Origin of the sequence: Phytohabitans rumicis, assembly GCF_011764445.1 — a bacterium.
Classification (GTDB): domain Bacteria; phylum Actinomycetota; class Actinomycetes; order Mycobacteriales; family Micromonosporaceae; genus Phytohabitans; species Phytohabitans rumicis.
The window spans coordinates 17,682-30,957 of record NZ_BLPG01000001.1 but is presented as its reverse complement, the minus strand read 5'-3'; the positions used below and the strand labels follow the sequence as shown (position 1 = coordinate 30,957).

At 67.2% G+C, this 13,276-nt stretch carries 13 protein-coding genes; 11 read left to right on the top strand and 2 right to left on the bottom strand.

Annotated elements, in window-relative coordinates; translation table 11 throughout:
• Positions 1-511: 511 nt before the first annotated feature.
• The 11 genes from Prum_RS00140 (at position 512) to Prum_RS00090 (ending at position 9,976) form a co-directional block, all read left to right on the top strand.
• A complete protein-coding gene (locus Prum_RS00140) occupies positions 512-997 on the top strand; it encodes a hypothetical protein (RefSeq protein WP_173072830.1) in 486 nt (161 codons plus the stop codon).
• Positions 998-999: 2 nt separating this feature from the next.
• Positions 1,000-1,332: a helix-turn-helix domain-containing protein gene (locus tag Prum_RS00135; RefSeq protein ID WP_173072828.1), complete on the top strand. Its 333-nt coding sequence runs from the start codon at positions 1,000-1,002 to the stop codon at positions 1,330-1,332.
• Between the two features lie 64 nt (positions 1,333-1,396).
• On the top strand, positions 1,397-1,660 hold the full coding sequence (locus Prum_RS00130; RefSeq protein ID WP_173072826.1) for a hypothetical protein: 264 nt from the start codon (positions 1,397-1,399) through the stop codon (positions 1,658-1,660).
• A 35-nt stretch (positions 1,661-1,695) separates the two neighbouring features.
• The gene (locus Prum_RS00125; protein WP_173072824.1) at positions 1,696-2,427 is read left to right on the top strand and encodes a hypothetical protein; all 732 of its coding nucleotides are present in this window, start codon (positions 1,696-1,698) and stop codon (positions 2,425-2,427) included.
• Positions 2,428-2,501: 74 nt separating this feature from the next.
• Positions 2,502-3,386, top strand: coding sequence for a helix-turn-helix domain-containing protein (locus Prum_RS00120; RefSeq protein WP_173072822.1), 885 nt, complete (start codon positions 2,502-2,504; stop codon positions 3,384-3,386).
• 2 nt (positions 3,387-3,388) lie between these two features.
• A complete protein-coding gene (locus Prum_RS00115) occupies positions 3,389-3,733 on the top strand; it encodes a helix-turn-helix domain-containing protein (RefSeq protein WP_173072820.1) in 345 nt (114 codons plus the stop codon).
• 490 nt (positions 3,734-4,223) lie between these two features.
• Positions 4,224-4,931, top strand: a complete 708-nt coding sequence (locus Prum_RS00110; protein WP_173072818.1) for a deoxynucleoside kinase — start codon at positions 4,224-4,226, stop codon at positions 4,929-4,931.
• Entirely contained in the window at positions 4,928-5,983 is a 1,056-nt protein-coding gene (locus Prum_RS00105) for a zinc-dependent alcohol dehydrogenase (RefSeq protein ID WP_246277538.1), read from the top strand. Before Prum_RS00110 ends, Prum_RS00105 begins: the two co-directional genes overlap by 4 nt.
• Positions 5,984-5,986: 3 nt before the next feature.
• Positions 5,987-7,126: a DegT/DnrJ/EryC1/StrS family aminotransferase gene (locus tag Prum_RS00100; protein ID WP_173072816.1), complete on the top strand. Its 1,140-nt coding sequence runs from the start codon at positions 5,987-5,989 to the stop codon at positions 7,124-7,126.
• The gene (locus tag Prum_RS00095; RefSeq protein WP_246277537.1) at positions 7,123-7,584 is read left to right on the top strand and encodes an NUDIX hydrolase; all 462 of its coding nucleotides are present in this window, start codon (positions 7,123-7,125) and stop codon (positions 7,582-7,584) included. Before Prum_RS00100 ends, Prum_RS00095 begins: the two co-directional genes overlap by 4 nt.
• Positions 7,585-9,094: 1,510 nt before the next feature.
• A complete protein-coding gene (locus tag Prum_RS00090) occupies positions 9,095-9,976 on the top strand; it encodes a replication-relaxation family protein (protein WP_173072814.1) in 882 nt (293 codons plus the stop codon).
• A 1,389-nt stretch (positions 9,977-11,365) separates the two neighbouring features.
• Here the strand turns inward: Prum_RS00090 and Prum_RS00085 are convergent.
• A complete protein-coding gene (locus Prum_RS00085; protein WP_173072812.1) occupies positions 11,366-11,734 on the bottom strand; it encodes a Het-E N-terminal domain-containing protein in 369 nt (122 codons plus the stop codon).
• A 1,146-nt stretch (positions 11,735-12,880) separates the two neighbouring features.
• A complete protein-coding gene (locus Prum_RS00080; RefSeq protein WP_173072811.1) occupies positions 12,881-13,225 on the bottom strand; it encodes a hypothetical protein in 345 nt (114 codons plus the stop codon).
• Between the last annotated feature and the right edge of the window lie 51 nt (positions 13,226-13,276).

Genomic DNA, 13,276 nt, shown 5'->3' with positions numbered 1-13,276 from the left:
ATGCCGGTCGCTGGCTAACAAGTCGCTAACGCCCGACTACTTCAAAGTCACCCGACGTGCCCGCAACGTTACATCCATGCTGCTGACGACACTCGCGCTGAACGCCGACCCGGCGGGCCGCGCTGCCATCGTCATTGCTGCGGTACGACGCACGCTCGATCGTGCACACGTGGACGGGGCGGACGCAAGCTCGACGCACGACGGAGGTACAGGTTCCCTGGGCTGGCACGGGCGGTCATTGCTGATCAGGGCGTGGCCGTCCGTCGCCCGATCGAGTGTGGATCTTCTTTCCGTTGTCCGGGCTGCGCCCGGCATGGCCACCGGCTCCGCGAAGGCGCGGCTAGCAGGGGTCCGCGCATCGCTGCGGAGTGCGCGTACCGCTCGCCTTTCCTGTGCCCGCCGGGCCGACCACCTACCAGAACGGACGATTATCTTGGCCTACACGGGACCGAACCCTTTGGTGCGGAACGCCCGGCTGGCCCGGCCTGGCCCGGCGGGGTCGGGTCGGCCGATGTCGCGGCAGGAGCTGGCGGAGGCGGTCAACGCCCACATTTACGCGACGACCGGGCGCAGGGTCGCGCTCGATGGCAGCTACATAGGCAAGCTCGAACGTGGGCTGATGCGGTGGCCGTACGAGCATTACCGGGCGGGACTGCGCGCCGTTCTGGGCGTGGAACGGGACGCTGATCTGGGGCTCTACATCTCTCGTAAAGACATGGACGATTCGCCGTGGGTGCCGGAGGTGCCGGCGCAGACCGCGGGCGCTGCCCTCGCCGAGACCGACGCGTCCACGCTTCCGCAGGTGCCGGCCGCGTCGGTGGTGCAGGTGAAGGTGAGTGCGGGTGCGGCGGTCACGGTGGTGGTCGCGGGGCCGGTGCGGGTGTTGATCGACTCCTCCGGCACCGACCCGGCCACCCTGGTCCCGGCTGTGGTCGAGGTGCCGGTAGTGCACGGCGGGGCGCGTGTGTATTCGCTGGCTGAGCGACGGGCGCGGTAGCCGTGGCGGCAGGGACGAAGACCAGCCTGCCGGGCACGGTGGAGGCTGCGGCGGTGCCGGTCGTGGCGGCGTGGACCGGGCGGGAGGTGGCCTCGCTGCGGTTGGCGTACCGGATGAGCAAACGGGAGTTCGCCGAACGGTTGGGGATGACCCACCGCGTCGTGGCCCTCTGGGAGAACCAGGAACGGCCGATCAGCCCAGTGGGACAGCAAGCCCTGGACACGATGCTGGACCGCGCCGACCGACAGACCGTGGCCCGGTTCCTGCTGGCGACCGGCCAAGCCGGCTGCCCGTGCCGCATCGGGCACCACCGCCTCCCCGGCGAGCACACATAGAGGACCACGGGCAGACGAGCACGGGGCAGACGAAGCAGATCGGCAACGTTCGGAGGAGGGATGAATGACAACCACAACGATCTATGCCGGCGAGGTCGAGCAACTGGCTATCGCCCAGCAGGTGCTGGACGAGCACGTGACGTCCAGTGCGACCGGGCGGTGCCTCAAGTGCGGGGCGCTCGGACCGTGCTACCGGAGGGAGACGGCCACCGTTGTCTTCTCCCGCTTCCTGCGGCTACCTAGTCGGATACCGGGCCTGACCAAACCGGAACTGGTCGGCGCACGCCGGGTCAACGTCTGCGCTCCGCTCGATGGATCGCCCCAATGACGCGTAAGCGGCCCCTGGCAAAGGGGCGGCAGGAGATGAGTCGTGTCGTGGCGGCGCCCGGTCCGGAGGCAGTTGTTCTGCCGTACGGATTTACCCTCGCGGGACTTGACCAGGTCGCCGGGATGTCGGCGCGGGGTTCGCTACGCAGGTCTCCTCCACATGCGGAGAAGGTCGACCTGGCCCGGTTCGCCATCCTGGAACACCTTTACCAGTGTCGGCAACACGTCGATACCGGCGAGGTGTTTCATTCGTGCAACCTGGTACGGGTCGGTCAGCAGGCGATAGACGAGCATGTCCAGCAGCAAGACATGCTCTACCGCACCGCCGTTGACGATGACGTGTGTGCCTCGCCGGAGGAGCCGGTGGTGGAAGCGTTGGCGTTCCGGCAGATCTGGTCTCTGCTCGATGTAGCCCATCAGCAGGCGCTGCTGGCGTTAGCCCAGCACCAGGACTACGAGATCGCTGCGGAAACGAGCGGGGTCGCCTACCACTTGATGGTCATGCAGGTCTACGAAGCACGGCGCACGTTCCTGGCGCATTGGCACGACACCATCCGCTCGCCTTCCACACCAGGCAGCAGGCAAGGCGGGGCGATGGGAGCCTACGGCAGCAACTGCCACCGCGCGGGAACGGCCAGCAGAAGGGTTCGCGCACCGCTGCGGAGTGCGCGGACTTGGCGCGCCTTGCCCGCTCCCGCGTCCCGGCCAGGCGGCGACGTGCAGCCGATCGTTTGTCCCGGCCAACACACAGAGGACGGGCAGGCATAGTGGTCAACCTGTTGGAACCCGACGACCTGCTACGGCCCGTGCCCACGCTCGGGAGAAAACGCGGAGGGGTTGGTATGGGCGACGTGCATGATCCGCTTTCCGTTCCGGCGTCGTTCTGGACCCGTGCCGATGTGGCTGGAGCGTTGAGTTCACGCGACGTGGGCGCCCTGTTCACGCTCCTGCGCCGGTATGTCGGCGCCAGTCAACACCGGATCGGTGTTGCGGTCGATATCGAGCAAGGCACGGTCAGCAAGATAGTCAAGGGAAAACGGTCGGTTGTCGCTATCGATGTACTCGAACGGATCGCGAACGGGTTGGGGATGCCCGACACGGCTCGCTGCATGCTCGGGCTTGCGCCGACCGGGCTGGCGCTGCCGGGCACCGGGGCCGATTCTCGCGATGGTGACCAGGACGATCGATCCGGTAGCCGCGACCGTCCCGCCAGGCATGTGAAGGCGGCCAACCATCGACTTGATCGGCTGATCCACGAGGCGGGAATGTCGCGCGCAGCCTTGGCCAGATACGTCAATGAGCTTGGTGTGCCTGCGGGACTTGACCTCAGCTACGACTACACCAGCGTCTACCGGTGGATCAACAAGGGCGAGCGACCGCGTAACCCTACCCCGCGACTCATCGCCAGCATCCTGATGCAGAGGCTGCGCCGGCCGATCAGTGTTGCGGACATCGGAATGGGCGATGTCGAAGACGCGGCCTCATCCGAACCTGTCTGCGTTGCCAGCGTTCCGCCGGTGTGGGTCAGCGTCAGCGCGGGCGGAGCGATCGAGGTGGTGTGCCCCGACGACGCGGCGGGGCCGGTTGCCATCGTCGCCCGAGGTATCCGGGTGCTCATCGACACCTCCGGCATGGACCCCGCCCCGGTCACACCGGCCGTGGTCGATGAGCCGTCGCTGCCTGGCGGCGCGCGGGTGTACTCGCTGGCCGAGCGAAGGGCGCGTTAGTCATGGCGGCTACGGGCGCAGCTAGCGCCGATCCGGGGCTGGAAGGGTGCGGGTGCGGGTTGACGGTCGTCCGGTGGAGCGGACGGGAGACCAGGGCGCTACGTGAGGCGTTGCGCATGAGCATTCGTGCGTTCGCCGAGCACCTCGGGGTGAGCGCCGCGACCGTTTCCGGCTGGGAGCACCCGAGCGCGCCTGCCCCGCCGAGGCTGTCCACGCAGGAACTGTTGGATCAAGCGCTCAAGCTGGCTGGTGCCGACGCTCGTACCCGGTTCGGGTTGATTTTGGCCGGCGTCGTGCACGGCCCGGTCCGGCGCGGTGACCGGCGAAGAGGGCGACGTGGTGGATGAGTCAGTCGTCATCCCGTTGCGCAGAACGGAACGGGCGTCCGCCGCGTCCTGAACTACGCAGAACAGCCTTGGCCGATTGGGGAAGGGGGCCGCAATGCGAACGCCGATCCCGAGCCTGCGCGGCACTCCAACCCATGAACTGGCCGTGGTCCTGTACCAACATCACCACGCGGACGCGGCAGGCATATGCGCGCGGTGCGGTCTGCCCGCGCCGTGCTCGGTGCGGGCGCACGCGGCGTCCGTCATCGCGGTAGCCGGCGAAGACCCCCGCTGGTATGACGGCCGGCACTCAACGGGCGCCCAACCGGTTAGGGCGCAGCAACCGCAACCCCGGCAACGTCCTACGGAGCCGGATCGGACGTTGCCGGAGCACACCGGCTATCCCGCCGGTGGACGCGTTACGCCGCCCAACTCCGCGGGCTGGTACTACGAGCGGGACAGCCAATGACGCATCACGGCTTTGGCAGGCGACGGGAGGAGTAGGGCACCTATGGAACTCGCGGCGGCACGATCTGCGACTGGCCGTCTGTCCGATGTAGATTCGGGCGGGCGAGGGCTGTTCGTTGCGGTTGAAGGGCCAACCGGTGTAGGCAAGACGACACTGGTGAATCGGCTGTCGCAGCCGATGGACGCAAAGCCATTTCTCGACCGGTTCGAGGCGAACCCCTTCCTGGAACGGCTGTACGCGGCCCGCACGCCACAAGAGGCGGATGCGTTCGGACTGCTAGCCGAGCTGACGTTCGTGGCGTTGCGAGTGGTTCAGCTTCGGGAGATCCATACGCAGCTCGCTGCCGGCGCCCACGTTCTCGCCGACTGGGCAATGGTCAAGCACGCCGCATTCGCAGCCGCCACGCTCGATCCAGCCGACCGGGATCGCGTAGCGCGGACCTGCGCCCTTTGGGCGAGCGACGTTCCCTCCCCGGACTTGGTGATCCATCTGCGTGCCGACCCGGCGACCTTGCTGTCCCGGGTGGCTGGCCGGGGACGCGAGATGGAACGAGGGCTTACCGAGGCGTACTTCTCGACGCTGTCGGCGGCATTCGATTCGGTGTTGCCTGCCTGGGGCGCGCCGGTCCTGACCGTCGACGCGGCGAGCCTCGATGTGTTCAACGAAAGCGCGGTAGCGCGACTGGCAGATCAGGTTTTCCAACTGTTGGACGGGAGAGGAGATCGGCTGTGGTCAGCACTGAACCCGTGACTCAGGCACGGTCCGTGGACTTCGGCGCCGGGTGCCGGCGGCTGTTGTTCACCGAACCGGGCCGGGTGGAGGTCATCGAGGAAAGGTTGCCTGGACTCGGTCCAGGCGAGGTCTACGCACGCACGGTGCTGTCCGGGGTCAGTCACGGCACCGAGATGGCATGGTTGCGTGGCGAGGCGGCGGCGCTGCACCGCACTTGGGATGCAGAGCGGCGTGTGTACCTGGACGGTGCGGGTCGGGACTTCCCGGTCGCGCCGGGCTACGAGACGGTCGCCGCCGTGGCCGAGATCGGGTCGGAGGTCACCGATGTCCGCGTCGGGGACCTGGTGTATCTGGACCGACCGCACGCGGACGGGCACATCGTTGCCAGCGGCACTGCCCGTGCTGGGCTGGTGCCGCCGGACGTGGCGGCTGAGCGGGCCGTGTTCTGGCCGCTGGCCCGGGTGGCGCTCGGCGGTGTGCATGACGCGGCGATCCAGGTCGGTGAGACGGTTGTCGTGACTGGCCTTGGCACGGTGGGTTTGCTGGTCGCGCAACTCGCGCGCCGCGCGGGAGCGACCAAGGTCATCGGAGTTGACCGGCATCCGTTGCGGTTGGAGGCTGGCGCCTCATTGGGCGCGCATGTGGTAGACGCGGCAACAAGTGACGTCGCGGCCGAGGTACGGCGTATCACCGGACCCGCTGGTGCCGATGCGGCGATAGAGGCGTCCGGCTCCTACCGCGGGCTGCACGAGGCGATCCGCTCGTGCGCTGTCGGCGGGCGTGTCGCAACGGTTGCTTCGTACCACGGTGACCAACCCGGGCTCCGGCTGGGAGAGGAGTACCACCGCAACCGGATCACGCTGATCTCCTCGATGACCGTTAACGGATGCGTGCACCGTCAGTATCCGCTGTGGACCCTGGACCGTCTCAACCGGACCGCTCGCGACATGGTGTCCTCCGGGGCGCTGTGCGTGGACGGCCTGATCACACACCGGGTGCCGTTCAGATCAGCGGTCGACGCATATGCGTTGATCCTCGACACCCCCAGGACACGATCAAGGTGGTGCTGACCTATGACGACTGACCTGCGCTTCCGTGCGATCTTCGATGCTGCTCACCCGGTCAACGACCGGTACGCCCCTGCCGAGTCCGGTGAACTGGCCTCCATCGCCGAGGTGCTACGCGGGGGTGTCCTGTCCGGCGGCGCACCGGAGGTCGAAGCCTATGAGGAGGCACTTCGCGAGTTCTTCGGCGTCGGCTACGCGGTGGCGGTCAACTCGGGTAGCTCGGCGTTGCACGCCGCGTTGGTGGCGCTCGGGGTGGCTCCCGGCACGGAGGTCATCGTGCCGGCCGTGGCGCCCATACCCACCGCGATGCCGATCCTGACCTGCGGGGCCACCCCGGTGATCGTGGACGTGCTGCCCGGATCGCTGGCCTTCAACCCGGACGACGTACGCCGGGCGCTCACCCCGCGCACCAAGGCGGCGATCACGGTTCCGCTGTGGGGCTACCCGACAGAGGGCACCGACGCGCAAGACGTGCTCGCCGACGCTGGAGTGCCGTGGATCGAGGACGCGGCCCAGGCACACGGCACCCGCACAGGCGGCAGGTACGCGGGCACCCTCGGCACGATCGGGTGTTTCTCCACCCATGACCGCAAGCTGTTGTCGACCGGTGAAGGCGGGTTCGTGCTCACCGACCGGGCCGACCTGTACGAACGCATCGAGCACTACACCCGGCTCGGGCACCTACGCGGCAAGACCCACGGCGTGAACTACAAACTCGCCGGTCCCCTCGCCGCGATCGGACTACACCGTCTCGCCCGCCTACCCGACCAACTCGCGACCCGACGCGCCAACGCCCACCGCATCCTGGACCGGCTGCCCGAACGGGGCCGACTCGCCGAACTGGCCTACGGCAACGGGGACGAGCCGAACTACTACAACCTCGTCTTGACCATCGACGGACTCGGCGCGTCGATCGCTTGCCGGTTCGCTGACGCTGGCCTTCCGCCGGACTCGATCCGCTACCGCTACCGGGCGCTCTACCAGCAACCTTTGTTCGCGCCGTACGCCCGGCCGTGTCCCAACGCCGAACACCTCGCCACGGCCACGATTCAACTCCCGGTTCACCCGGGACTGAGCCAGCCGGCACTAGAGTGGATCGCCGGGCGCGTCGCCACCATAGCCCAACGTGAAAGCGAGTCACAGTGACCGAGATCCGGCACTTCACGGCCTCCGCCGTCGTCTTCGACGAGACCGATCGAGTGCTCCTGGTCCACCACAACAAGATCGGCTTGTGGTTGTACCCCGGCGGGCACATCGACCCGAACGAGGACCCCGCGCAGGCGACCATCCGGGAGGTACGCGAGGAAGCCGGCATCGACGTGGAGATCATCGCGGAGGAGCGGTTTCGACACCCGGCGGTCGGGACCGTTCCGACACCTTTCACGATCATCACCATGCCCGTGACCGACCGCAAGATCGGCGCACACCACCACATCGACATGGTGTACGTATGCCGCGCGCTGTCGAACGAGGTCACCCACCAACCCGAGGAGGTCGGCGGCTACAGGTGGGTCGCCGTCGCTGAGGTCGCCACGCTCGCCACACCCCCGGACCTGCCCTCGCTCATCGCCGAGGCGCACAAGTTCCTGCGCACACATACCTGACGGGCAAGTCCTTCAATCCATAACCGTGCCCACCCGCTCCCGTTGCCGGGCGGGTGGGCCGTCTCCGCATGCCGTGCACGGCGCCTTGGACGGAGTTACGTGGGCTGGTCACCCACGGTAGGGCTCGCGTTGCTCGCCCGCGCGGATCGCCACGCAGTTGCCCGCTTCTGGCTGGTGACCAGCCAGAGCATCTGTACATGCGGCATCGGTGAAGCCGTCCGGCGCGTCAGCGGGCGGGGCGGTGGAGAGCTTCAAGCGGGTGCGCAGCGGCGCAACTGAGCGGGTTGAATGCACGGGCGGACGCGAAGTGGCGGCTATGGAAGGGTTCTGGATCTGGCTACTTGCACACCCCCGGTGCGACGGTCCCGGCCGCGCGCTTGACGGGTTGAGCCCTAGCCGGGCCGGTACGTAGTCAGCGAGTGTCACCCCGTTATGGGTGACTGTGGGCAGGCGACAGCCGGTACACGCCGGCCGGAATCTCTCCGATCCGAGATCATCACTAACCAGTATCTTCCGGTATCAAAGGGCTGTGGATACGCGAACGCGTGGTTCTCGACTTGTTCGTCATCTGAGGATGACTTGATGTTGGCTTGACCCTGGTCCGTGATCTTGTCTCACTGGAGTGGACATCCCCGTGTGGCTGGTCGTCATCCGTGGGGGTTCGTGCCGGAGCGGTGCTTAACTGCGCGAGCTAGGTTCACGGGCCTGAGGATCTCAACGGCCGGTTGGCATCGGGCGGCTCCGGTGATTGGGCGTGACCCCCAATTAGGTACCCACACCGGTGAGTTGAGCCCCGGTGTCCGGCACCCGGCGGATGGCTGGCACCACGGTGCGTCGCGTCCTGCTGTGAACGCGACGTCTTCTGTGGCTGCCCGCTGTCCCCGTGTTGTGTCGGCACCCTTGCTCCTCGCGGCCATATGACCGTACCCGCTCCGCGTACGCGCTCTCGCGTCTCGCGGCGATGGGCGCTGGATCCATGCTGGCCGCTGCTGCCGTCCGGTGCGCCGTGGCCGGCTCGTTGGTTGACAACTCCACAGTGGATCAAAGGTCACAGCGTTTGCAGGCACGCGCAAGATCCCGCCCGGCCGGGCGTAACCCGGCACGGTGCCTGCTGCCCACCGCCGGCGAGGGCTGCGCGGCGGCGGGCAGGGCGGGAATCGCTGACGCCCGAGACCCTGGTGCGGCACGGGGTCTCGGGCGCGGCCCCGTGGTTTGTTCCACCCCGTTCAAGGAGTCCCGGATGTTGGTCGACCAGATCCGGTCCGCGTCGTCGCGGGCTGTTACCCAACTGGCGCCAGATGTTGGCGCTGACAGATTCCGGCTTGATGTCGGTGCGGGCCTCCGCGTGGGGGTCCGTGCTGGTGTCCGCCTTCAGTCGGACCCCCAAACCGACCCCCTGTCACGTCTAACAGCGCAGGTCAACGCCTATGACAGCAGGTGTGGCTGTGCTGCGACAGACCCTGTCTGGGGTCTCCCCGTGGGGTAAACAACCGTATAGATGGAGTTGCCTATGGCTGTAGAGCCGTTCATGCGGGTCCAGTCCCGCCTCACCGACCGTGACCACATCCTGCTCGGCTGGCTTGCCGACCATGGTGTGCTCACCTCGTTCCAGATCGCCCACGCCCTCTACCCGTCGTTGGACTTCGCTCAACGCCGCCTACGCAAGCTGTGCGACACGGGCCTGATCTCCCGGTTCCGGCCGTTCCGGGCCGACGGCGGCACCTACCCGTACCACTACGTCCTGGATCAGCTCGGTGTGGAGATCGTCGCCTCGCACCGCGGTGACGAGCTGCCCCGCAAGGACCAAGCCAAGAAGCGGCGCTGGCACCTGACCACGAGGGCTAACCTGCCGCACCTGTTGGGCACCAACCAGTTCTTCATCGACCTGGCCGGCTACGCCCGCACCCACCCCGAAGCCGCGCTGGTGAGGTGGTGGCCGGCGGCCCGCTGCCAACAACCGGGCGCCTTCGCCGAGAAGAACGACGACATCCAGATCAAGGTGTACAAGCCGCGGATCCGCCCGGACGGACACGGCATCTGGATCGAGAACAACGCCGTGGTGCCGTTCTTCGCCGAGTACGACACCGGCAGCGAGGACCTCGACCGCCTGCTCGTCAAGATCGCCGGCTACGAAGACCTCGCCCGGGTCACCGGCCAGCGTTGGCCAGTGCTGTTCTCGCTCCATTCACCCGTCCGCGAACGGCACCTGCACCAGCGCCTAGCCGAGTACGAGTGGCCGGTACCGGTGGCCACCGCCGCCCGCGAGGGCGCCACCCACACCGGCCTCAGCCTGGCCGAGGCGGTGTGGTGGCTGCACCGCCACGACGGCGGCCTGCTGCGGCTGGCCGACCTCGCCGCCGTCGTCACGGGCGCTCTGCCCAAGCTGCCCTGAGCGGCCCGGCGCTGGCGCCCGGCCGGCGGGGGTAACGGGCTGTCGGGGCGCGTGTCGCGGCGGGACGCCCCTTCCGCACCGGAAGGTGGAACTGGCCGGGTAGGCGCGTAGCGGCCCGCACAGCCTGACACACGCAGCGCGCTTCGACCGGTCACCCCAGGGGCGGGCTCCGGTCGGGCCAACCCGTTGGCCTTGTTGGGTTTCTCGTTGGCATGGTTGGGTCCGACCAGCCCAACCAGCCCTTGCCGGTGGCCGGCGCGTCAGGTACTGCCCGCGTCCGACGCCCAGGGCAGTTGAGGCCGCCCAGCGGGAGACCGGACGCCCGGCGGTCGGCAGCCACCCATCCTTGAATCTGTCGCACCGTCGTCGGCGACCCGCGTGTCAGGTCGTGTGAGTCCCTGACAGATCCGAATACCTTGCCGCGCCAGGCGGATCGGAGCTACCATCCGTCGCGCAATCGGGCGCCGATGGGACCGTCCCTTATGGACTGTGGTGGCGGTGATCGGCTTGGAGGGTTCTCCCGGCGGTTCCTTCGGCGCTTCCCTCGTGCGGGATCCTCCACCAGAACCGCCGAGGCGCTCGCTGACCAACACCCAGGCCAGCCGCGTGCCCGGCCTCCGGTCGTAGGCCGGACTGGTATGGAGTACCACACGCAAAGCGTGATGGCCCAGCCATCAATTGCACGTGGCGGTCGCGGTGTTGCGTCGGACCCGCACCTCCGCAAGTGGTTTGCCTGGCAGCGCGGGCAGCGGTGTATGCTTTGGGACTTCTTGGTTAGGCTCGACCAGAACGACGATGATCCTGTACTCCACTTCAGGCGTACCCAGAACGACTCCACGGAGGCGCCATATGCCGCCGTCGAAGATCTCGGCTGTGCCGTTGTTGTAGTAATCCGCGTCGGTTCGTGCGGTCCGCTGGTCGATGATCAGAAGGCGCTGGCCAGGGGACGCTCCCTCGCCTTCGACATCCTCACAACCTGTGAGAACAGCATCCGGCTTCGGCCACGTTATAGCAATGGTGGAGGTTGTCGACGGGGTGGGCGACCCGTGTCCGCTGGGCGAGTTCGTAGAACCGGCGGACGGGCTCCTGCTGGACGGAGGACCGTCGGCAGAGTGTGGAAATAGCCAGGCCAACAACGTAACAACTGCGGCGAAGACTCCCGCAGCTCCGACGGCGACGCGAAACCACCGCGGCTCGCCCCATCGCCTCGACTGCGGAGGCCGGCCTTTGCGATGTGACGCTGCCGGTGTCCGACCGTAGAAGTGGTAATGGTTGCTTTGGACGTTGCCTGAGCCAACCTGCATGCCTTGGGCGTGTCGGGCATTGACGTCCGCGCTGGCCGTCGCCGCATCGCCCGCCGGGTCCTGACCGCTGTCGCCGCCCGTCGGATCAGGAGAAGGTGTTGTGCTGCGTGTTGTGGTCACCGATCTGCACACCCCTTGCATCACGCGCATCGACATGGAACTCGCTGGACGCCGCGCCAAGGGATTCAGCCAGCGCCAGCACTTCACGGGCCGCTGCCAGCACCTCGGCATCAGAGTCCGCGAGCACTGCGGCCAAGTCCTGCCCGAGTTGAACTCGCCAGACCCCCGGGTCCGACGACTGCTCCGCCTCCAGGACCTGAACCGCCTCAGTACGCCCGCCGAGCCGACGCAGCAACCGGTCTCGTAATCCGGCGTACGCGTCGCGGACGGCTACCGTGGTCAGCTCAGATGCGCCAGACGCCAACGCAGCCAGAATCAACTCCAGCCCGGTCAAACCGCATCGCACCTCGTCTCTTCACCATTCGCCGAATGTCGACGATCATCGAGTTTTCGTGTTCTCTGTTGGCACCCGAGGATCTGATCCTGACCGCGATATGGCATCGCCAGCGACATCTGCTGTCTGCGCGATGTCAAGGTCAGTTAGCCGAGGCCAAAGCGAGCAACCGGCCATCACTTCTCGCACAATGAACGCAAATTGGGATCGCATTAACGGGATCCGTGCAATGCGTAGTCCGTCGATGACACCTCGCGACTGCCACGCTCGGGCGCACACTCCTCGCTGGTCAGGGGTGGATCTGGCAAAGAAACCTAGCGCCACCCCGGCGAAATTGCTATTGGATCTTTCCGTCGCCGCTGGAATTGTTTGTATGCCGAGGGAAACATCCGCCATGTGGCGGACGTTTATCAACGTCGGGTGTCATCCATACGACAGCCCATCAGGTCATGGGTGTCCGACAATCGACCGGGCAACCGCTGGCGTCGAACACCATTGCGCGAGCCGACAACCCGAGTAGCCAAATCCTCACAGTCCGCGTACCCGTCGTGCGACGGCATTGCGTCGACGCCCTGCGTACGGTGTGCCCATCCTGTACCCCTGCCAGTCGACTGCCCTCCCCGAGCCGTCACGGTCACCGGTGTCGGCTGCACCGGTCCGCCGAGCGAGGGTCTGTCGCTGTCGTGGGGGTCCCGGCAGCATCGACCTGACAGAACCCAACCGAGTGTCCGTTGTGGACGAACACGGCCGTGTTCGTCTCGGACCCTCGTTCGGAGGGTTACCCGGAGGCTCCCCCGTGCGGGAAACGCCGAGTGAACCTCCACCCGCAGGCCACCCAACAGCCCTGCTCAGCCCGGCTGACCGGCCGATCCGGGACAGGGGGGACTGATCCTATGGGACCAACACCATCGGCGGCACAGCCGCGTATCTGGGCGCTCACCCGCCCCCCGGGGCGGCATCGACGTGGCCAGCGAGCTACGCCGGCTCATGCCCCGGGACCGGTGGCTCCTGGAGTTGCTGCACGAGCGACAGGTGTTCACTACCGAACAGGTCGCAGCCCTCGGCTTCGACCACGTCCGCACCGCGACCCCCAGGTCTTCGGCGCGAACGTCGTGCAGCAAGCCACCCCGCTGGGTCGGTTCGGCGCTAGTCGAGCCCGTCGACGAGTCGTTTGAAACGGTCATCCACGTCGGCTTGGTCCGTCGCAAGGATCAACGCGATGGCGTCTGCGATCAGCACGCACAGCCGGCACCCCGGCTCGACGCAACCGGCGTGTTCTTCTGACATCGTGATCATCAGCGCGTGCGAGGACCCAGCGACATAGCCCATCTGCAAGAACGGCGGTTGGGCGGAGATCCGGTCGACCACCTCGCGTACCGGGTCCTCACCCACGCCGTACTGCTTCGCCAGCTGACCGGCCCGCCGTTGCAAATGGGCACGGACTTCCATCCACTGGCGCGGATCGGCGTCGTCGTCGCGCTCGCTGCTCATGGTCGCTCCTCGCCTGCGTGGGGCCAACGTGGACTAGTCGCGTCGCTGCGG

What these genes read in the sequence shown, in the direction of transcription:
- Prum_RS00100 (WP_173072816.1), top strand. Translation starts at nt 5,987, where the DNA reads ATGACGACTGACCTGCGCTTCCGTGCGATCTTCGATGCTGCTCACCCG.
- Prum_RS00120 (WP_173072822.1), top strand. Translation starts at nt 2,502, where the DNA reads ATGGGCGACGTGCATGATCCGCTTTCCGTTCCGGCGTCGTTCTGGACC.
- Prum_RS00140 (WP_173072830.1), top strand. Translation starts at nt 512, where the DNA reads ATGTCGCGGCAGGAGCTGGCGGAGGCGGTCAACGCCCACATTTACGCG.
- Prum_RS00130 (WP_173072826.1), top strand. Translation starts at nt 1,397, where the DNA reads ATGACAACCACAACGATCTATGCCGGCGAGGTCGAGCAACTGGCTATC.
- Prum_RS00080 (WP_173072811.1), bottom strand. Translation starts at nt 13,225, where the DNA reads ATGAGCAGCGAGCGCGACGACGACGCCGATCCGCGCCAGTGGATGGAA.
- Prum_RS00115 (WP_173072820.1), top strand. Translation starts at nt 3,389, where the DNA reads ATGGCGGCTACGGGCGCAGCTAGCGCCGATCCGGGGCTGGAAGGGTGC.
- Prum_RS00110 (WP_173072818.1), top strand. Translation starts at nt 4,224, where the DNA reads ATGGAACTCGCGGCGGCACGATCTGCGACTGGCCGTCTGTCCGATGTA.
- Prum_RS00125 (WP_173072824.1), top strand. Translation starts at nt 1,696, where the DNA reads ATGAGTCGTGTCGTGGCGGCGCCCGGTCCGGAGGCAGTTGTTCTGCCG.
- Prum_RS00090 (WP_173072814.1), top strand. Translation starts at nt 9,095, where the DNA reads ATGGCTGTAGAGCCGTTCATGCGGGTCCAGTCCCGCCTCACCGACCGT.